Source organism: Rhodoferax ferrireducens (genome assembly GCF_031458075.1).
In the GTDB taxonomy this organism is placed as follows: Bacteria; Pseudomonadota; Gammaproteobacteria; order Burkholderiales; family Burkholderiaceae_C; genus Rhodoferax_B; species Rhodoferax_B ferrireducens_A.
This window is the reverse complement of sequence record NZ_JAVDXT010000005.1, coordinates 155,866-175,296: the sequence shown is the minus strand read 5'-3', so window position 1 is coordinate 175,296 and position 19,431 is coordinate 155,866. Positions and strand designations below refer to the sequence as shown.

Annotated in this window: 18 protein-coding genes; 8 read left to right on the top strand and 10 right to left on the bottom strand. The window is 64.3% G+C overall.

Annotated features, from left to right (window positions below):
- Positions 1–38 precede the first annotated feature (38 nt).
- The 4 genes from J2X19_RS21820 to J2X19_RS21805 form a co-directional block, all read right to left on the bottom strand.
- Positions 39–560, bottom strand: coding sequence for a GFA family protein (locus J2X19_RS21820; RefSeq protein WP_310376478.1), 522 nt, complete (start codon positions 558–560; stop codon positions 39–41).
- A gap of 48 nt (positions 561–608) precedes the next feature.
- Positions 609–1,478: an alpha/beta hydrolase gene (locus J2X19_RS21815; RefSeq protein ID WP_310376476.1), complete on the bottom strand. Its 870-nt coding sequence runs from the start codon at positions 1,476–1,478 to the stop codon at positions 609–611.
- Between the two features lie 165 nt (positions 1,479–1,643).
- Positions 1,644–3,008, bottom strand: coding sequence for an FAD-containing oxidoreductase (locus J2X19_RS21810; RefSeq protein ID WP_310376475.1), 1,365 nt, complete (start codon positions 3,006–3,008; stop codon positions 1,644–1,646).
- Positions 3,005–3,475 (bottom strand): DUF4126 domain-containing protein, encoded by a 471-nt coding sequence (locus J2X19_RS21805; RefSeq protein ID WP_310376473.1) that lies wholly within the window; start codon positions 3,473–3,475, stop codon positions 3,005–3,007. The genes J2X19_RS21810 and J2X19_RS21805 overlap by 4 nt, the downstream gene beginning before the upstream one ends.
- A gap of 134 nt (positions 3,476–3,609) precedes the next feature.
- Here J2X19_RS21805 and J2X19_RS21800 point away from each other — a divergent pair, with 134 nt between their 5' ends.
- The 4 genes from J2X19_RS21800 to slmA all read left to right on the top strand — a co-directional run bounded on the left by J2X19_RS21800 (position 3,610) and on the right by slmA (position 6,818).
- Positions 3,610–4,632 carry a pirin family protein gene (locus J2X19_RS21800; protein ID WP_310376884.1) on the top strand — a complete coding sequence of 341 codons (1,023 nt, stop codon included), beginning with the start codon at positions 3,610–3,612 and terminating at the stop codon, positions 4,630–4,632.
- A 138-nt stretch (positions 4,633–4,770) separates the two neighbouring features.
- The gene (locus J2X19_RS21795; protein ID WP_116606829.1) at positions 4,771–5,247 is read left to right on the top strand and encodes an FKBP-type peptidyl-prolyl cis-trans isomerase; all 477 of its coding nucleotides are present in this window, start codon (positions 4,771–4,773) and stop codon (positions 5,245–5,247) included.
- 53 nt (positions 5,248–5,300) lie between these two features.
- Entirely contained in the window at positions 5,301–6,185 is an 885-nt protein-coding gene (gene argB / locus J2X19_RS21790) for an acetylglutamate kinase (protein WP_310376470.1), read from the top strand.
- Between the two features lie 6 nt (positions 6,186–6,191).
- The gene (gene slmA / locus J2X19_RS21785; protein WP_116606831.1) at positions 6,192–6,818 is read left to right on the top strand and encodes a nucleoid occlusion factor SlmA; all 627 of its coding nucleotides are present in this window, start codon (positions 6,192–6,194) and stop codon (positions 6,816–6,818) included.
- A 14-nt stretch (positions 6,819–6,832) separates the two neighbouring features.
- On the opposite strand, the gene J2X19_RS21780 is transcribed toward slmA, so the two are convergent.
- Together J2X19_RS21780 and J2X19_RS21775 are read right to left on the bottom strand one after the other, a co-directional pair.
- A complete protein-coding gene (locus tag J2X19_RS21780) occupies positions 6,833–7,612 on the bottom strand; it encodes a substrate-binding periplasmic protein (protein WP_310376466.1) in 780 nt (259 codons plus the stop codon).
- A 265-nt stretch (positions 7,613–7,877) separates the two neighbouring features.
- Positions 7,878–8,867 (bottom strand): substrate-binding periplasmic protein, encoded by a 990-nt coding sequence (locus J2X19_RS21775; RefSeq protein WP_310376464.1) that lies wholly within the window; start codon positions 8,865–8,867, stop codon positions 7,878–7,880.
- Positions 8,868–9,206: 339 nt separating this feature from the next.
- Between J2X19_RS21775 and J2X19_RS21770 the strand changes: the two genes are divergently transcribed.
- Together J2X19_RS21770 and cfa are read left to right on the top strand one after the other, a co-directional pair.
- On the top strand, positions 9,207–11,630 hold the full coding sequence (locus tag J2X19_RS21770; protein WP_310376462.1) for a bifunctional diguanylate cyclase/phosphodiesterase: 2,424 nt from the start codon (positions 9,207–9,209) through the stop codon (positions 11,628–11,630).
- Between the two features lie 286 nt (positions 11,631–11,916).
- A complete protein-coding gene (cfa, locus tag J2X19_RS21765; protein ID WP_310376883.1) occupies positions 11,917–13,104 on the top strand; it encodes a cyclopropane fatty acyl phospholipid synthase in 1,188 nt (395 codons plus the stop codon).
- On the opposite strand, the gene J2X19_RS21760 is transcribed toward cfa, so the two are convergent.
- Positions 13,105–14,652: a UxaA family hydrolase gene (locus tag J2X19_RS21760; protein WP_310376460.1), complete on the bottom strand. Its 1,548-nt coding sequence runs from the start codon at positions 14,650–14,652 to the stop codon at positions 13,105–13,107.
- A complete protein-coding gene (locus J2X19_RS21755; RefSeq protein ID WP_310376458.1) occupies positions 14,649–15,386 on the bottom strand; it encodes a FadR/GntR family transcriptional regulator in 738 nt (245 codons plus the stop codon). Before J2X19_RS21755 ends, J2X19_RS21760 begins: the two co-directional genes overlap by 4 nt.
- A 125-nt stretch (positions 15,387–15,511) precedes the next feature.
- On the opposite strand from J2X19_RS21755, the gene J2X19_RS21750 reads away from it, so the two are divergent.
- Together J2X19_RS21750 and J2X19_RS21745 are read left to right on the top strand one after the other, a co-directional pair.
- Positions 15,512–16,246 (top strand): SDR family oxidoreductase, encoded by a 735-nt coding sequence (locus J2X19_RS21750; protein ID WP_310376456.1) that lies wholly within the window; start codon positions 15,512–15,514, stop codon positions 16,244–16,246.
- A 29-nt stretch (positions 16,247–16,275) separates the two neighbouring features.
- Positions 16,276–17,124, top strand: a complete 849-nt coding sequence (locus J2X19_RS21745; RefSeq protein ID WP_310376454.1) for a fumarylacetoacetate hydrolase family protein — start codon at positions 16,276–16,278, stop codon at positions 17,122–17,124.
- Between the two features lie 183 nt (positions 17,125–17,307).
- Here J2X19_RS21745 and J2X19_RS21740 read toward each other — a convergent pair whose 3' ends face one another.
- Together J2X19_RS21740 and J2X19_RS21735 are read right to left on the bottom strand one after the other, a co-directional pair.
- The gene (locus tag J2X19_RS21740; RefSeq protein WP_310376453.1) at positions 17,308–18,129 is read right to left on the bottom strand and encodes an ABC transporter permease; all 822 of its coding nucleotides are present in this window, start codon (positions 18,127–18,129) and stop codon (positions 17,308–17,310) included.
- Between the two features lies 1 nt (position 18,130).
- Positions 18,131–19,396 (bottom strand): ABC transporter permease, encoded by a 1,266-nt coding sequence (locus J2X19_RS21735; RefSeq protein WP_405048718.1) that lies wholly within the window; start codon positions 19,394–19,396, stop codon positions 18,131–18,133.
- Positions 19,397–19,431: the final 35 nt, after the last annotated feature.

Here is a 19,431-nt window from a genome sequence, read left to right as displayed (position 1 = left end):
TATAAAAATAGCAGCTTCTTGCGCTTGTTCTTCCTGCGCTAACGCTTGGTTTTGCGTGGAGTTTTGGCGGCCTGCGCACCCGACGTCAGCCCCCGCTGCGCATGCCATTCGGCCAGCGAAAAGTCGGGGTAGCCGCCAAAGCGCGGGTCGCCCTTGCGGCCTTCGACCTGCACCCACGGGGCCTTGGAATCCAGCAGGCAGTGCACGTTCTCGGGCGGCGTCGGCAGCGGTGTGTCGATGGCGCCGGCGTGCGGGTGCACCAGGTCGGGCCAGGCCGGGTCCCACAGCCAGAGCGCCGTGCCGCAGCGGCTGCAGAAGTGGCGCTGGCCGCTGCTGTGGCGCACCGCGTCGCCCTGCTGGATGGTAGCTTGGTAGATTCTCAGATAGCGCTTGCCGGTGAAGCGCAGCGTGCGGTGGTCGGCGCCCAGGTTGATGGCGTAGCCGCCGGTGCCGGCGGTCTTGCGGCAGATGCTGCAGTAGCAGCGCATGAAGGGCACGGGCTCGTGCGACTCGACCGAGAACTTCACGCTGCCGCAGTGGCAGGAGCCTTCCAGATGCATGCTGTCTCTCCTAGGGCGTAGGTTCGCCCACAACCAAGTGGGCCGGGCCTAAGCCGTTTGGACCTGCGCCTGGGCTACGGCCTGGTCGATCCAGTCGAGCACCGCACCGTGCAGGCTGCTGTCGCTGGCCACCAGGTCTTCCAGCACCGTCAGGTGGTCGGCACCGTCGACCATCAGCTGGGTGCTGGGGTGGCCGGCGTCTTGCCAGGCCGTGTGCATGCGCTGGGTCTGGACCAGGAAGGCCCGGGTCTCGGCCCCGCCCACGGCGAACAGCGCGGGCGCCGCCACCGCGCCGACCCGGCCTATAGGCGAATGCCGGCGGGCGCTTTCGGCATCCAGGCCGAGCGCCCGGTTCAGGGTGGTGTCGACCAGCGGCGCCAGGTCGTAGACGCCGCTGATGGCCAGCACGCCGTGGATGCGCGGGCTGGGGTCGGTATCGCCATGGGCCAGCTTGTCGGTCAGCGCCAGTTCCACTGCGATATGGCCGCCCGCCGAATGGCCGCTGGCCAGCAGCGGCAGATCGCCCTGGCCGCGCGCCAGCACATGGCGGTGTACGGCCACTACCGCGCGCCGTGTGGCGTCCACCAGCTCGCCCAGCGAGACCTGCGGGCACAGCGGGTAGTTGACCAGGGCCACATGCAGGCCGCGCCGGGTGAAGGCCGGGGCGATGAAGCGGAAGGTCGATTTGTCGCGCGACTGCCAGTAGCCGGCGTGGAAGTACAGCAGCGTGGCCCGCGGCCGGCCGCGCGCCGGGAAGAAGTCAAAACACTCGCGGTGGCCGTCGCCGTAGCGGATGTCCAGCATGCCGGCGCTGGCCACGTCGGCGCTGAGGATGTCGAAATGCGGCAGCAGGGCCGCAAAGCTCGGGCGCGACTGTCCCGTCAGGTACTGGAACTGCGCGTCGGTAGGCTGGTGCATAGTGTCTCCCAAAGATAGTTTGCTCTTTAAAAGATAGCTGATAGCGTAGGACCTATCAGCGCCAACGCCTGATTTCGTCTGCCTGTGAACGGGTCACGGCATGCCAGGCTTTGTACTCTTGTTTGCCTGTGCCGCGGTGTCTGCCACGGCACAAGCCTTCCGGCGTCAGGGCTTTAATTCGCCCAGCAGGGTGGGGATCAGCTCAGCCACCGTGGGGTGGATGTGCATGGCCTGCTGCAGCACCGGGTACGGCGCCTTGGCGGCCATCATGTCGAGAATGCTGTGGATGGCCTCGTCACCACCCACGCCCAGAATGGTGGCGCCCAGGATGGCCTGGGTCTGCGCGTCCACCACGATCTGCATGAAGCCGTCGGTCTCGGCTTTTTCCACCGCCCGGCCCACCCGGGCCATGGGCCGCATACCGATGCGTACACCATGGCCGGCCTTGCGTGCCTGCGCCGGGCTCAGCCCTACGCGGCCCAGCGGGGGATCAATATACAACGCATAGGTGTCGATGCGCTCGCTGAGTTTGCGGTTGGCGCCGTCCAGCAGGTTGGCGGCGACGATTTCGAAGTCGTTGTAGGCCGTGTGGGTGAAGGCGCCGCGGCCATTGCAGTCGCCCAGCGCGTAGATGCCGGGCACATTGGTTTGCAGCTGCTCGTCTACCGCGATGTAGCCGCGCGCATCCAGCGCCACGCCGGCTTTGTCCAGCGCCAGATCGTCGGTGTTCGGCCGGCGGCCCACGGCTACCAGCAGGTGCGAGCCAACGACTTCGGCCCCGGCCGTGGTGCCGACCGCGATGTCGCTGCCGCGCCGGGCGAAGCGGATGCTGTCGGCGTTCAAATGGAAGGCAATGCCCTCGCGCTCCAGGATGGCCTGCACCGCGCTGGACACCTCGGCGTCTTCGCGCGAGATGGTGCGCGGGCCGCGCTCGACCACCGTCACTGCACTGCCGAAACGCCGGTACATCTGGGCGAATTCCAGCCCGATGTAGCTGCCGCCGACGATGACCAGGTGCCGCGGCAGCTCGGCCAGCGCCATCATCGAGGTATTGGTCAGATAGGGCACCTCGTGGATGCCCGGCAGCTCGGGGATGGAGGCGCGCCCACCGACGTTCAGGAAGATGCGTTCGGCGCTCAGCAGCGCATCGCCCACGCGCAGGCTGCGCGCCGATTCGAAGCGCGCATGGCCTTCGAACACGGTGCAGCCGGCCATGCCTTTGAGCCAGGACTCGACGCCGTGGCGCGCGTCCAGCGTCACCTTGTCCTTGCGGGCTTTGACCACCTGCATGTCCATGGCCAGGTTGCCGGCGATCTGCACGCCGAACTCGGCCGCGCGGCGCACTACATGGGCGGCGCGGGCGCTGGCGATCAAGGTCTTGGTCGGCATGCAGCCGGTGTTCACGCAGGTGCCGCCGAACAGCTGGCGCTCCACCAGCGCCACGCGCTGGCCGGCAGCCGTCAGCCGCCCGGCCAACGGGGGCCCGGCCTGGCCGGCGCCGACGATGATGGCGTCGAAACTGTGGTTCATAGCGTGAGCGGTGTAGACACGATGACGATGGCTCCGACGACCGCCACCAGGTCTTCCAGCAGCGCCGCCGGCAGGTCCTTGCCGAAGGACTTGGCCAGCTTGCCGCGGGCCAGCGCGCCGCCCAGTGTGCCGATCACCGCCCCGGCCACGCCGGCCACCAGGCCGGGCAGCAGGGCGCCGACCGAAGTGCCTATGGTGGCGCCGCACAGACCGCCGCTGGCCAGGCGCGCGCCAAACTGCATGGGCACCTTGCGGCTCGGGGTCTGGGGCAGCTGGTCGGTGACCATCTCGATGGCGGCCAGCAGGGTGAAGATGTAGGGTGTGTAGGCAAAGCCCATGAAGGCCAGCGGCGTGCCCGTGACCGGCAACCAGCCCAGCTGCGCGGCCCAGCTGACGGCGGCCGGCGCCGTCATGGCGCGCAGGCCTGCGATCACGCCGATCAGCAATGCCAAAACATAGACTGCCATAAGACGGGTCTCCTGGTTGCCGGGGCAGTGTATCGTCGAGTTTGGGTTAGCGCTAGCCCAGCCGCTGCCGCCGGTTGAATCCCGGCCTGCCGACCCCATTTATCCGTTTTGAAGGAAAGCCCGCCGTGACCAACATATCCGCCAGCCAGCCTGTTCTGCATGTCAAACCGCTAGGTTTCCCCTGGGAAACCATGGACCCGTTCCTGTTCTGCGCCTACCACGACGACGCCTACCCGAAGGCGAATGCGAATCTCGGCCCGGCCACCTCGCTGGCTGGCCGCGCCATCGGCCAGGATTTCAGCCGCAAGGACGGCTGGAGCATGTACCACGGTGAAACCGTGCCCGGCTTTCCGCCGCACCCGCACCGCGGCTTCGAGACCGTGACCGTGGTGCGCAAGGGCCTGGTCGACCATGCGGATTCGCTGGGCGCCAGCGCCCGCTACGGCGCCGGCGATGTGCAGTGGCTGACCACCGGCCGCGGCATCGTGCATGCTGAGATGTTCCCGCTGCTCGACCAAGCCCAGCCGAACCCGCTGGAGCTGTTCCAGATCTGGCTGAACCTGCCGGCGCGCAACAAGATGGTGGAGCCGCACTTCACCATGTTCTGGCAGCAGGACGTGCCGCGCTACAGCCATACCGATGCCCAGGGCCGCAGCACCCAGGTGCTGGTCACCGCCGGCCAGCTGGGCGATGTCAAACCACTGGCGCCGCCACCCGATTCCTTTGCGGCCCAGGCCGATGCCGACATCGCCATCTGGACCATCAGCATGGAGCCCGGCGCGCGCTGGACCCTGCCGGCCGCCGCGGGCGCGCAGACCCGGCGCCAGCTGTACTTCTTCAAGGGCGGGTCGGTGCAGATCGCCGGCCAGGCGCTGGCCAGCCATGCCGTCGTCGGCCTGGACGCCGGCGTGGATGTGGAGCTGGTCAACGGCCCCGAGCTCAGCGAATTCCTGCTGCTGCAAGGCCGGCCGCTGGGCGAGCCGGTGGCGCAGTACGGCCCCTTCGTGATGAACACCCGGGCCGAGATCGAGCAGGCCATGGCCGATTACCGGCGTACCCAGTTCGGCGGCTGGCCCTGGGGCGACGCAGCGCCGGTGCACGGCAGTGACCCCGCGCGCTTTACCCAGATGCTGGGTGGCGACAAGGTCTTGGCCTGAGTCTGCAATACTTTTGATAGCTGCTAGCGCAGGTGGAATATGCGCTGGTGGCCGATTTTGCGTAAAAATTCGGGCAGTGGGCGGCGTGCGCGAAAATAAGCCACGCAACCCCTTATCGAGCTATTTACCGAGTCCTCCATGAAAATCGAAAAAAACACCGCCGTCACCCTGCGCTACAAAGTCGCGGACGCCAAGGGCAAGCTGATTGAAGCACCCAAAGACCCGATGGTCTACCTGCACGGCGGCTACAACAACACCTTGCCGAAGATCGAAGAAGCCCTGGAGGGCCGTGTGGCCGGCTACCAGGTCACCTTGAACCTGCAACCTGAAGACGCCTTCGGCCTGCGCGACGAAACCCTGGTGCGCAGCATCCCCAAGAGCGAATTCCCGCCCGGCGTAAAGGTCGGAGGCCAGCTCAAGGGCCGCAGCGACGACGGCCGCGAGCACATCTACAACGTGGTCAAGATCAAAGGCCCCGAGGTATTGCTGGACGGCAACCACGCCCTGGCCGGCCAGGCCCTGCAGTTCACCGTGACGGTGGTCAGCGTGCGTGCCGCGTCGGATGAAGAGGTGGCGCACCAGCATGTACACGGCGAGCACGGCCACCACCACTGAGCTGTTCCGTCATCCAGCCCTGCTTTAATCCGCTTTTTTTGGGAAACCGCACCATGACCACCCCCATCGCCCCGCGTGACAAGGCCGACATCCTGGCCCAGGCCCTGCCGTACATCCGCAAGTACCACGGCAAGACCATGGTCATCAAATACGGCGGCAACGCCATGACCGAGCCAGCGCTGCAAAAGGCTTTTGCCGAAGACGTGGTGCTGCTCAAGCTGGTCGGCATCAACCCGGTGGTGGTGCACGGCGGCGGCCCGCAGATTGAGGCCGCGCTGGGGCGACTCGGCAAGAAGGGCCAGTTCATCCAGGGCATGCGCGTCACCGACGAAGAAACCATGGAAGTGGTCGAATGGGTGCTGGCCGGCCAGGTGCAGCAGGACATCGTGGGCCTGATCAACCAGGCCGGCGGCAAGGCCGTGGGCCTGACTGGCCGCGACGGCGCGATGATCCGCGCCAAGAAGCTGCGCATGGCGGATAACACCGACCCCAGCGTAGAGCACGACATCGGCCAGGTCGGCGACATCGAATCGATAGACGCCAGCGTGGTCAAGTCGCTGCAGGACGATGCCTTCATCCCGGTGGTCAGCCCGATCGGCTTTGGCGAGAACAACGAGAGCTACAACATCAACGCCGACGTGGTGGCCGGCAAGCTGGCGATCCAGCTGCAGGCCGAGAAGCTGCTGATGCTGAGCAACATTCCCGGCGTGCTGAACAAGGCCGGCGAGCTGCTGACCGACCTGACCGCGGCCGACATCGACGGCCTGTTTGCCGACGGCACCCTGTCGGGCGGCATGCTGCCCAAGATCGCCGGCGCGCTGGACGCGGCCAAGAGCGGCGTCAAGGCGGTGCACATCATCGACGGCCGGGTGCCGCATGCGCTGCTGCTGGAGATCCTGAGCGACCAGGCCTTCGGCACCATGATCCGTTCGAGCTAGGCCGCCGTGGAGCACGACGCCGAGCTGCTGGACACCGCTGCGCCGCGCAAGCGGCCCAAGCCCGGCGAGCGCCGGGTGCAGATTCTGCAAACCCTGGCCGCCATGCTGCAGCAGCCGGGAGCCGAGCGCATCACCACCGCCGCGCTGGCCGCCCGGCTGGAGGTCAGCGAAGCCGCGCTGTACCGGCATTTCGCCAGCAAGGCGCAGATGTTCGAAGGCCTGATCGAGTTCATCGAGCAGTCGGTGTTCTCGCTGGTCAACCAGATCATGGCGAACGACGACGGCAACGGCCTGCGCCAGGCCAGCCGCATCGTCTCGGTGCTGCTGCAGTTCGGCGAGAAGAACCCCGGCATGACCCGGGTGATGGTCGGCGATGCCCTGGTGTTTGAAAACGAGCGCCTGCAGCAGCGCATGAACCTGTTCTTCGACAAGATCGAGGCCACGCTGCGCCAATGCCTGCGCACCGCCAGCGCCGGTAGCGACACCCCCACGGTGGATGCCCAGGTGCGGGCCTCGGTGCTGGCCTCTTTTGTCGCCGGGCGGCTACAGCGCTTTGCGCGGTCTGGGTTTACGCGGCTGCCTACCGAGCATCTGGAAGCCAGTTTGCGGAGTTTGCTGGCAGCGGCACCGTAGCCCGCTGTCCGCCGCTAGTTCAAGTACTTGGCGTAGATGGCATCGAAGGATTTGTCTGTCTTCATGGACGCCAGCGCCTTGTTGAATTTGACGATGGTTTGGGTGTAATCGCGCTTTTTGTTGAACGCCAGATAGCTGGGGATGGATTCCACGGCGGGAGTCAGTTCCCTGATCTTGCCTATGGAGCCCGCCTGTTTGGCGGCATCCAGAAATACCGCGCGGTAGCTTGGCGAAATATCGATGCGCTTGGCTGCAAGCATGGCCACCAGGCTGTCCACGCTGCTGGTATAGGTGACCTTTGGCCAGGTGCCGTTCTTGACTAATTTATCGATTTCCGGGCCGTAACTCGTGTCCCGGATCACGCCAACCTTGTGATTCGATAAAGCGGTCAGATTGCCGTTGAACTGGATCTTGGAATCTGTGTGGACAAAAAATACCTCGACCTGGGTAATCACCGGAATGTCGGTGTACGCCAGAAACGCTTCTCGCTCGGGTAGTTTAAAAACCGAGAATATTCCATCGACATTGCCATCGCGCACTTCCGCCAGGCAGCGCGCCCAGGGCATTAACTGGATCTTGATGGATTGGCCAGATCGTCGGAAGGCCTCGGTCACCACGTCCACCAGAATGCCTGTCGGTTTACCGTTCGCAATGTATGCCGTGGGACGGCTGTCGGCTGCGACCAGAACCAGGTCTTCGGCATAAGCAACATGGGACACCACGGTTATGGCGAGCATGGCCGATAACCAAAGTCTCAATGAATGAGAGAGCGGAACTCTTTTGCCTTTTGCCATTTTGAGTTCCTCGGTGGTATGCGTTGTGGAGATCGCCACGGCAGCGACAGCTGAATGCTAGGATATTTATACCCCGACTTCGTACCTGGAAAAGGGTTTAAATTTCGGCCTCCCCTCTTAGAGCGGCTAACAAAAGCCTGTCATCGCCAAGGGCACGTAGTGCGGTTAACGCGGCATGGGAAAAAGCGGAAGCAAAGAAATCAGCGCCGCTGCGTTATTTGGCCAGAGGCGGCTGCTTTGCTCATACCCGCAACAGCCGCACGGGTCAGCGCCGCACGCCGTACCACAGCTCGCTCCGGTGCGAGGGCGTTTCCGGCGTCAGCAAGGGATTGCGCAACTCGATAACCGTGCGCTCATTCAGCCTAGCCTTGCGCACACGCTCGCCCCAATGTTTATTGAAGAGCTTGTCGAACGACCCGTCGGCGACGGCCTTCTCCATGCCTTCGGTGATGTCTGCGGCGAGTTTGGTGTTGCGCTTGTTGACGAAGAAATAACTGTCGTAGAAATAGTGCAGGGCCAGATGCGGTTCGATTTCGAGCGTACTGGCGTGGGCTTCTTGTTCGTCCCAGATTTCCATCACACTGCGGGGAAAGTAGTCGAAGCGCTGGCTCTCCAGCATCTTGAAAAGGCCTTCGTAGTTGGAGCCGTTGATTACCTCAAGGCCGTTGCCACTCAGTATCTGCGTGTCTGGCCAATCTTGCCCCTGGGCAAGGCGCACGCCCATCAAGTCGGCCAGTGTTTTTACTTGCGCAACACGGTCGGTATCACCCTTGCGAACCAGGCCCAGCCGCCAACCCAGCAAGCCCTTGTTGAGAGGAACGCGTATCGGCAGTAGCCTGGCTTCCCGTTCGGCGGAAGATGGAAGCGGAGCAACGTCGATCATTCGTCCGGCCTCCAACTCGACGATCTGTCGGTTTTGGCTCATCGAAACCGTGGGGTATTCCACCCGGTATGCGGTGCGGGTCTTGGACAGCACCAGTTCCAGTAGTTTTCGTGGATAGTCGTAGCGCTGGTCGGCAGCGCTCTCAGGGATCGGATAGCGCACGATTTCCACGCCGATGGCGCTGCCATGGGCAAAGAGCAAAAGGGCCGAAAACAAGCTGAGCCACGAGCGCAGCCATTTAGATTTGGGACTGGCGCCGCTGACGACAGCACCTCCTTCTTGCGCGACCGCGGTTGTCGCGGCTTTCCTCCCCAAACCGCTGGCGACGGCCGATACCTGGGTGAAGGAAGCGATCCGGCATCGGTTGTACATGGTGTTTCGCCCGGCCAATGAAGACCTGAATTGTTGCAGCGCACCTGAACGTGAGTCAAGGCGGCCATCCCTAACAGGGGTGAATGGATTCCGGGAAGCAGGCCGCTCTCGCTACCTGGGTATCTATACCCCGGCTTTGTAGCTGGGACAGGGTTTAAATGTCGGTCTCCGCTCTGACTGCGACACGTACACTGTGGCCGAGTGGCTATGGCACGCGCGTATATCCGCATGGTTTCAAGATCGCCCAGGTTTTAAGATCGTGGACACGTTCTGAGGGCTCCCAAAGCGGGCGGGAACGCCCCCATCATCTTGGATGCAAACCCAGCAGCTGGAGAGCTGATGAAACTTGCCGACGTTCTTAAAGTGAATTTTTTCAGCAAGGCACTGGTTCGCAACAACGGCATTGCGCGCAAGATCATGCTGGCTGTGGTTTTGTTCAGCTCTGCCGTCACCACCGTCATTACCGCGGTGGAGCTCTACCTGGACTACCAGGGGGACATACGCGGTATCCATGAGCGGGTGGAATCGATCCGCAAGGTGTATCTGCCCACCCTGGTGGAAAGCGTCTGGGTGCTGGAGCCCACCCAGATCCAGAACCACCTCAACGGCCTGATGAACCTGGGCGATATCGAGTACGTGGGTATCGTTTCTGATGGCAAGACCCAGTGGTCCGCGGGCGCGCGGTCCTCCAAGCGCCAGATCGAAACCGTCTTCCCCCTGAACCGCGGTAATGCTGGTGAGAGCGTAATGATTGGCGAGCTGCAGGTGGTGGCCAGCGTGGACAACGTGGTGTCGCGGCTGTGGTCCAAATTCATCGCCATGTTGGTGAGCAACGCCATCAAGACCTTTTTGGTCACCGCCTTTGTTTTGCTGATCTTCCAGGCTTTGGTGGGCCAACACTTGGAACATATTGCCGGCTATCTGCTGCAGTTTTCAAAGAATGTGTCGAGTGAGCTGCCGCTGCAACTCAACCGCCAGGACGGTGGCCGCTGGCGCCCCGACGCGCTGGATCACGTGGCGAATGCCGTCAATCGGATGCGCGAAGAGATCATGCGCTCCGGCGCCGAGCTCACAGCCAGCAATGCGCGGCTGGAGTCGATGGTCAAGAACTCGCCACTGGCCATCTACACCAGCGACCTCAACAACCTTGTGAGCAGCTGGAACCCGGCTGCACAGAGGATGTTTGGCTGGAGCGCCGAAGAGGCCATCGGCCACAGGGTGCGCTTCATCCCAAAGGACAAGGCAGAGGAGTACGAAGACATTGCCACCAGGTTGCGGAATGGGGAGTCGCTCAACCAGGTCGAGCTGGTACGGCAACGCCGCGACGGCTCCGTCATCCACATCAGCTTGTCCACCGCGCCCTTGTTCACTGCGGACGGGCAACCCGATGCCCACATATTCCTCGTGGCAGACATTACCCAGCGCAAGCTGGCCGAGCAGCAAATCCAGTTCCAGGCCTTCCATGACGCGCTCACCGGTCTGCCCAACCGTCTGTTGCTGCAGGACCGTTTCGAGCAGGCCAAGGCCCATGCGAGCCGGGCCAACGCGCGGCTGATGTTGCTGTTTCTGGATCTGGACAACTTCAAGAGCATCAACGACACGCTGGGCCACGACAGCGGCGACACTTTCCTCCAGCAGATCGCCCTCCGCCTGAGTGCCTGTCTGCGCGAAACCGACACCGTCAGCCGGCTGGGCGGCGACGAGTTCCTGATCCTGCTGCCGGACCTGGCCCAGGTGGACGATGCGATCCCGGTGCTGGCCAAGCTTATGGAGCAGATGCAGTTGCCCTTTGATGCCGCAGGCCAGGAAATTTCGACCTCGGTGTCCATGGGCGTGACCATCTTCCCGGAAGACGGCACAAGCTTCGAGAGCCTGCTCAAAAAGGCCGATATGGCCATGTACAAAGCCAAGGGCGACGGGCGCAATACCTACCGATTCTTCGACGAGGCGATGGACGTGGAGGCGGTCGAGCACCAGTTCATCCGCAATGGCCTGCGCCGCGCGCTGGAACGTAACGAATTCGTGCTGCATTACCAGCCCCAGATCGATCTGGCCAGCGGCGCCATCATCGGCGTGGAGGCCCTGATCCGGTGGAACCACCCCCAGCTTGGCATGGTGTCGCCCGCGCGCTTCATACCGGTGTCCGAAGAGTGCGGCTTGATCATTCCGATTGGCGACTGGGTGCTGCGTGAAGCCTGCCGCCAGGCTGTGGCCTGGCAGCGCGAGGGACTGCCTGCGCTGTGCATGGCGGTGAACCTCTCGGCCGTGCAGTTCAAGCGCGGCAGCGTGGAGCAGTCGGTGGTCCATGCACTGGAAGAAACCCGCCTGCACCCGGCGCTGCTGGAGCTGGAGCTGACCGAGTCGATCCTGATCCAGAACGTGGAAGGGGTACTGGACTGCGTCAAGCGCTTGAAGCTGCTGGGCGTGAAGCTGTCGATCGACGATTTCGGTACCGGTTATTCCAGCCTGTCGTATCTGAAGCGTTTTGACATCGACAAGCTCAAGATCGACCAGTCCTTCGTGCGCGATCTGGGCTCCGACCCCGACGATGCCGCCATCGTGCGCGCCATCATCCAGATGGCCCGCAGCCTGAATCTGCGCACCATCGCCGAGGGCGTTGAAACCGCCGACATGCTGCACCAGCTGTGCGCCTTCGGTTGTGACGAGGCGCAGGGCTATTACTTTGCGCGGCCGATGTCGGCCGATGCAGTGGCCAGCTTCCTGCGGCAGGCGAAGACACCTGAGCTAGGGCCGGTGATCTGAGTGTGGGTTGTATGCTATCTAAAAGATAGCTACTTGCACAGCTGCTGCTTGCGCCAGAGTCGGTTTTTGTTTAAATTTTAATTTGTTTCCAGGCGTTTCAATGTCTGCGAACTGCGGTTTTTTTGCGTGTAAATTTACAAAAACTATCGATTGAATTGACGTAATTTCCTTACAGCTGCGGGGCTCTCCGCGTACGCTTGGAACACCCCGGGCTGGACTGAAAGGATGCAGCATGAGCGATCGCAAGGTGCAATGGAGCACGGCTTCCGGCATGCCGGCGGGCGACATGCACGAACGCCTGCCCCGGCGGGCTCCGCATGCCGAAACCGCCCGGCCGCTGGTGGCGGTGCCCGCGGTGGTGGCCGAGCTGCTGGCCGCGGCCGATGTGCGCATCAACGGCGACCGGCCCTGGGACATCCAGGTGCGCAACCCGCGGCTGTTTGACCGGGTGCTGCGCGACTGGTCGCTGGGCTTTGGCGAATCCTATGTGGATGGCGACTGGGACTGCGAGCAGCTGGACGCGCTGTTCACCCGCCTGCTGCGCACCGATATCGAGTCGCGCGCAGTTGGCTGGGGCCGGGTCCGGCTGCTGGCCGAGAACCTGCGGCACCGCTTCTTCAACCTGCAGTCGCGGCGGCGCGCGTTCCAGGTCGGCGAGCAGCACTATGACGCCGGCAATGATTTGTTCGAAGCCATGCTCGACAGCCGGATGGTCTATTCCTGCGGCTACTGGCAGAACGCCCAGGATCTGGAGCAGGCGCAGTTCGACAAGCTGGACATGATTTGCCGCAAGCTGCAGCTGCGCCGCGGCGAGTCGCTGCTGGACATAGGCTGCGGCTGGGGCGGGCTGGCCCAGTTCGCGGCCCAGTACTACGGCGTGGCGGTCACCGGCGTTACGGTGTCCAAGGAGCAGCTGGCGCTGGCCCAGCAGCGCTGCCACGGCCTGCCGGTGGCGCTGAAGCTGATGGACTACCGGGAGCTGCAGGGCCAGTTCGACAAGATCGTCTCGGTCGGCATGTTCGAGCATGTGGGGGCCAAGAACTACGCCACCTATTTCGCCACCGCCGAGCGCCTGCTGGCGCCCGAGGGCCTGTTCCTGCTGCACACCATTGGCCTGAACGAGGCTTCGCGCAGCACCGACCGCTGGATCGACAAATACGTGTTCTCCAACGGCAAGCTGCCGTCGCCAGCGGAGATATCAGCGGCCGTGGAGAGCCATTTCCTGATCGAGGACTGGCATAACTTCGGCTCCGACTACGACCGCACGCTGATGGCCTGGTACCAGAAATTCCAGCAGGCCTGGCCGGCGCTGAGCCCGCACTACAGCCCGCGCTTCTACCGCATGTGGCAGTACTACCTGCTGTGCTGCGCGGGCTTCTTCCGGGCCCGCCAAGGCCAGCTGTGGCAGCTGGTGCTGACGCACCGCCACCGCACCGAGGTCTACCGCTCGGTGCGGCCCGCCAGCCCGTCCTGACTACATGACCGCGCCGACCTGCCAGGGCACGAACTCGTTCTGGCCGTAGCCGTGGCGCTCGCTCTTGCTCTGGCTGCCGGAGGCGGTGGCCAGCACCAGCTCGAAGATGCGCTGGCCCATCTCCTGCACCGAGCTGCTGCCGTCGATGATTTCGCCGCAGTTGATGTCCATGTCTTCTTCCTGCCGCTGCCAGAGCGCCGAGTTGGTCGCCAGCTTGAGCGAAGGCGAGGGCGCGCAGCCGTAGGCGCTGCCGCGGCCGGTGGTGAAGCAGATCACGTTGGCGCCGCCAGCCACCTGGCCGGTGGCGCTGACCGGGTCGTAGCCCGGCGTGTCCATGAAGACGAAGCCGTGTGCCGTGACCGGCTCGGCGTATTCATACACGCCCTCCAGGTTGGTGGTGCCGCCCTTGGCCACCGCGCCGAGTGACTTTTCCAGGATGGTGGTCAGCCCGCCGGCCTTGTTGCCGGGGGATGGGTTGTTGTTCATCTCGCCGCCGTTGATCTCGGTGTAGTGCTCCCACCATTTGATGCGGGCGATCAGCTTCTCGGCGATGGCCGGCTGCACCGCGCGGCGGGTCAGCAGATGCTCGGCACCATAGACCTCGGGGGTTTCGCTCAGGATGGCGGTGCCGCCATGGGCCACCAGCAAATCGACCGCCGCACCGAGTGCCGGATTGGCGCTGATGCCCGAATAGCCGTCCGAACCGCCGCATTGCAGACCGATGGTGATGTGCGATGCGCTGCAGGGTTCGCGCCGCACATGGTTGGCGCTGGCCAGCATATCGGTGATCAGCGCAATGCCCTTCTCTACCGACTGGCGGGTGCCGCCGGCGTCCTGGATGTTGTAGCTGCGCAGGGTGTCGCCTTCGCGCAGGCTGCTGCGGGCCAGCCAGGCGCTGGTCTGGTTGACCTCGCAGCCCAGGCCGATCACCAGCACCGCGCCGAAGTTGGCGTGGGTGGCGTAGCCGGCCAGGGTGCGCTCCAGCAACTGCAGGCCCAGGCCTTCGCCGTCCATGCCGCAGCCGGTGCCGTGGGTCAGTGCCACCACGCCATCGATGTTCGGATAGTCGGCCAGCGCGGCCGGGTTGGTCTGGCGCGAGAAGTGGGCGGCGATGGCCCGGGCCACGGTGGCCGAGCAGTTGACGCTGCTGAGGATGCCGATGTAGTTGCGTGTGGCGACCCGGCCATCGGCGCGCTTGATGCCCATGAACGTGGCCTCCTGGCGCGGCGCCGCGGCTTTGACATCGGCGCCAAACGCGTAGTCGCGGCTGAAGTCGCCTTTGTCCGTGCCCATGTTCAGATTGTGGGTGTGCACATGCTCCCCCGGGGTGATGGCACGCGAGGCAAAGCCGATGATTTGGTTATAGCGCCGTACCGGCTCGCCGGCGGCAATCGCCCGGGTGGCGATCTTGTGGCCGGGTGGCACCAGGCCTTTGATGGGGATGCCGTCGACGCTGGTGCCGCTGAGCAGCTGGGCGCGGGCGATGAGCACATCGTCGGCGGGGTGGAGGCGGATGAAGGGAGGCGTGGCCATGGTGGTTTCTTTCATGCGGGGGTGGCGTGCTGCCAGCTGGCGCTGAGGCGGCTGTGGGATTTGTCCATATGGGCGTGCATGGCGGCGCGGGCGGCGGCCGGGTCCTGGGCGCGGATGGCGGCCAGGATGGTCTGGTGCTCCTTCAGCGCGGTGCGCCAGGAGCGCGGGGTTTCAAAGTAGCCGCCGAGGCGGGTGAACAGCGGGCCGCGGCGTGCGTCCCAGAAGCTGTGCACGGTCTCCACCAGCACTGCGTTGCCGCTGGCCTGGACGATGGCCGAGTGGAAGGCACGGTCGCCGTCCAGCGGCGCACTGCCCTGGGCGGCTTCGGCCTGCATGGTCAGCAGGGCCTGCTCCATGGCGTGGATGTGTTCGGGCTGGGCCAGGCTGGCGGCCAGCGCGGCGGTTTCGCCTTCGATCACCCGGCGCGCGCGGATCAGCTCCAGCGGGCCCCACTCGGTGGGCGAGACCGCCGATACGGATTCTGTGGACGCTACCGCGGAGCTCTGGCTGCGTGCATTGCGCTCCAGCACATAGACGCCCGAGCCGGTGCGCACCTCGACCCAGCCTTCGACTTCCAGCGCAATCAGCGCCTCGCGCACCGATGGGCGGCTCACGCCCAGCTGCACCGCCAGCTCGCGCTCGGCCGGCAGGCGTGTGCCCACGGCAAACTCGCCCGACAGCATGCCGGCGCGCAGTTGCTCGGCAATCTGGCGGTACAGGCGTTGGGGTTCCAGGGGTTGCAGCGGCATGGGATGGGGTAAAGACGGAGGGATTAAGGGTTAGCCTTAATTGGCCAAGTGGTAAGGCCAATTCATAATTCCACAGATTATCCGCGCCTACATCGGGCAAAACCCTGAAACCACTGGAGCAATACATGCGATTACACGGAAAAACGGCCTTGGTCACCGCGGCGGGCCAGGGCATAGGCCAGGCGGCCGCCTTGGCCATGGCGGCGGCCGGTGCCCAGGTCTGGGCCACCGATGTGAACCCGGCGCTGCTGGCGTCCTACGAGGGCGTGGCCAATATCACTGCGCTGCCGCTGGATGTGCTGGACCAGTCGGCGATCCAGGCGGTGGTGGAGCGCATGCCCAAGATCGACGTGCTGTTCAACTGCGCGGGCGTGGTGCACAACGGCACCGTGCTGGAGGCCAGCAACCGCGACCTGGAATTCGCCTTCATGCTGAACGTGCAAGCCCAGTTCTGGGCCATCCAGGCAGCGCTGCCCAAAATGCTGGCCCAGGGGGGCGGCAGCATCATCAACATGGCCAGCGTCTGCAGCAGCATCAAGGGCCTGCCGAACCGCTGCGTCTACGGCACCACCAAGGCGGCGGTGATTGGCCTGACGAAAAGCGTGGCTGCCGACTATGTGGCCCAGGGCATACGTTGCAACGCCATCGCCCCGGGCACGGTGGATACGCCCTCGCTGCACGAGCGCATCAACGCGAACGCCGATCCGGTCGCTGCGCGCAAGGCCTTTGTAGCCCGCCAGCCCATGGGCCGGCTGGCGCAAGCCCATGAGATCGTGCCCATTGTGGTATTTTTGGCCAGCGACGAGTCGATATTTGCGACCGGCCAGACGTACTCGGTCGATGGCGGCATGACGATTTAATTCGCTCTTTTCACACCCAAAGGAAATTCATGAAACTCGTTCGTTATGGCAATCCAGGCAAGGAAAAGCCCGGCCTGGTCGATGCCGAAGGCAAGCTGCGCGACCTCAGTGCGGTAGTCAAGGACATCGGCCCGGCACAGCTCGGCGACGCCGCGCTGGCCAAGATCGCCAAGCTGAATCCGGCCAAGCTGCCGCTGGTCAAGGGCAAGCCGCGCATGGGCAGCCCGGTGGCGAATGTGGGCAAGTTCATCGCCATCGGCCTGAACTACGCCGACCACGCGGCCGAGTCCGGTCTGCCGATTCCGGCCGAACCCGTGGTGTTCATGAAGGCCACTTCCTGCATCCAGGGCCCGAACGACCCGGTGATGCTGCCCAAGGGCTCGAAGAAGACCGACTGGGAAGTCGAACTGGGCGTGGTGATCGGCACGCAGGCCCGCTACGTGTCGCAAAAGGACGCGCTGAATTTCGTCGCCGGCTACTGCACCATCAACGATGTGAGCGAGCGCGAATTCCAGATCGAGCGCGGCGGTACCTGGGACAAGGGCAAAGGTTGCGACACCTTCGGCCCGCTCGGCCCCTGGCTGGTGACGCGCGACGAAGTGCCGAACCCGCAAAAGCTCAGCATGTGGCTGGATGTGAACGGCAAGCGCGTGCAGACCGGCAACACCAAGACCATGATCTTCAGTGTGGCCAAGATCGTCAGCTACGTCAGCCAGTTCATGACCTTGATGCCGGGTGACGTGATCACCACCGGCACCCCGCCCGGCGTGGGCCTGGGCATGAAGCCGCCGGTGTTCCTGAAGAAGGGCGACACCATGGCCCTGGGCATTGAAGGCCTGGGCGAACAGCACCAAGTAGTGGTGCCGTTCAAACTTTAGAACACTCCCAGGCTGCGCACTTCGTGTCTTCGCCAACCCCCTTGCAGGGGGCGATTCCAGCGGCCTGGCGAAGCCAGTTCCGCGGAATCTTTGGAAGGGGTGTCTGCACGCAGTTTGCAAGACTTTTAGGGCTGCAGCGCTGATGGAATAAGCGCAAGTAGCTACTGAATCTGTAGCACCTGTTTATTGGCGCCGGCCGCGCAGCCACTCCAGCGCCAGCAGCAGGCTGGTGGTGAAGATGATCAGCAGGGTGGCCACGGCCGCAATGGTGGGGCTGATGTTCTCGCGGATGCCGTTGAACATCTGGCGCGGCAGCGTGGACTGCGAAGGGCCGGCCAGGAACAGGGTCACCACCACTTCGTCGAAGGATGTTGCAAAGGCGAACAGCGCACCCGAGAACACGCCAGGCGCGATGATCGGCAGCGTCACGCGCCAGAAGGTGGTCCAGGGCGAGGCGCCCAGTGACTGGCTGGCGCGCACCAGGTTCTGGTTGAAGCCCTGCAGCGTGGCGAGCACCGTGGTCAGCACAAACGGCGCGCCGAGTGCGGCGTGTACCATGATCAAACCCGCATACGAATCGGTCAGGCCGACCTTGGCAAAGCTCAGGTAGGCGGCTACGCCGACCACCACAATCGGTACCACCATGGGCGAAATCAGCACGCCCATCAGCAGGCCTTTACCGGGGAAGTTTTCGCGCGCCAGGCCGACCGCTGCCAGGGTGCCGAGTATGGTCGCCAGCACGGTGGCAGCGGGTGCCACGATGAAGCTGTTTTGGGCGGCCCGTTTCCATTCGTCCGAGCCAAACAGGTTCTGGTACCACTGCATCGACCAGCCGGGGATCGGATACGACAGGAAGGAGCTGGACGAGAACGACAGCGGAATGATCACCACGATGGGCAGCAGCAAAAACACCAGCATGCCGACGCCGAAGGCGCGCAGCGCCCACCAGCCGAGCTTGTCGAGCCAGGTGCTGTACGCGGGGAACACAGGGAGGAACTTGCTCATATCAGGTCATGCTCAGTTCGGTTTTCAACAAACGGCGGTACAGCGCATACAGCACCAGCGTGGTCGCCAGCAGTACCGTGGACAGCGCGGCGGCCACGCCCCAGTTGACATTCACATTGATGTACTGGGCCACGTAATACGACAGCATCTGGTCGTCGGCACCGCCTAGCAGCGCCGGGGTCACGTAGTAGCCGATAGCCAGGATGAACACCATCAGCGCGCCGGCGCCTATGCCGGCATAGGTTTGCGGCACGTAGACGCGCCAGAAAGCGGCCAGCGGCGTGCTGCCCAGCGACACGGCGGCGCGCTGGTAGGTCGAGGGCACGGACTTCATCACGCTGTACAGCGGCAGGATCATGAAGGGCAACAAGACATGCACCATGGCGATCACCACGCCGGTGCGGTTGAACAGCAGGGCCAGTGGCTCGTTAATGAGGCCCAGGTCCTGCAGGCCGTGGTTGATCAGACCTTCGCGCTGCAGCAGCACGATCCAGGCGGCGATGCGCACCAGGATCGAGGTCCAGAACGGCACCAGCACCAGGATCATCAGCAGATTGGCCTTGCGCGCGGGCAGGCTGGACAGCCAGTAGGCCAGCGGGTAGGCCAGCAGCAGGCACCACAGGGTCACGATGAAACTGGTCGAGCAGGTGCGCCACAGGATCTTGGTGAACACCGCGCGCGACGGGTCTACCGCCGTGATCTGGCCGCCCTCGCGCTGCAGGTCCATGGCGGTGAGCAGGTAGTCGGGGGTCCAGCGCGAGCCGTTCTTGGCAATCGCCATCCAGTATTTGCTCTCGTTCCAGCGCGGGTCGATTTCCAGAATGCGGCTGCGGTATTCCTCGTCGGACAAGCCGGGTGGCAGCGGCATGGCGCGGAAGGTGTTCATCACCAGCGAGCGCGCGCCCGGGGTTTCGGTATTCAGGCGCCGGGCCAGGCCACCCGCCTGGCCGCCGCCACCGGGCAGCTTGGACAGGTCGATGGCGAGTGCCGCAAAAGCCCGTGGCGGCGCGGTCATGGCCGGGTCCCAGCCGTCGAGCGAGCGGGCCGTCAGCGGCAGCGCGGCAACCACCTCGGGATTCTCTACCCCGCGTACCAGCAGCACCGCAATCGGTGCCAGCAGGATGACCAGCAAATAGGCCAGCATCGGTACGGCCAGGGCAAAGGCCCAGAGCCGGGCCCGGCGTTTGGCGCGGCCCAGCTGGCGCATGAGCAGGTCGCGGTCATCCAGGCCGATGGCGTCAGCAGTGGTCAAGGTAGTGTCTCCCATGGTCGTTGGTGTGAGGCGGCTTGCATGGCCCGCGG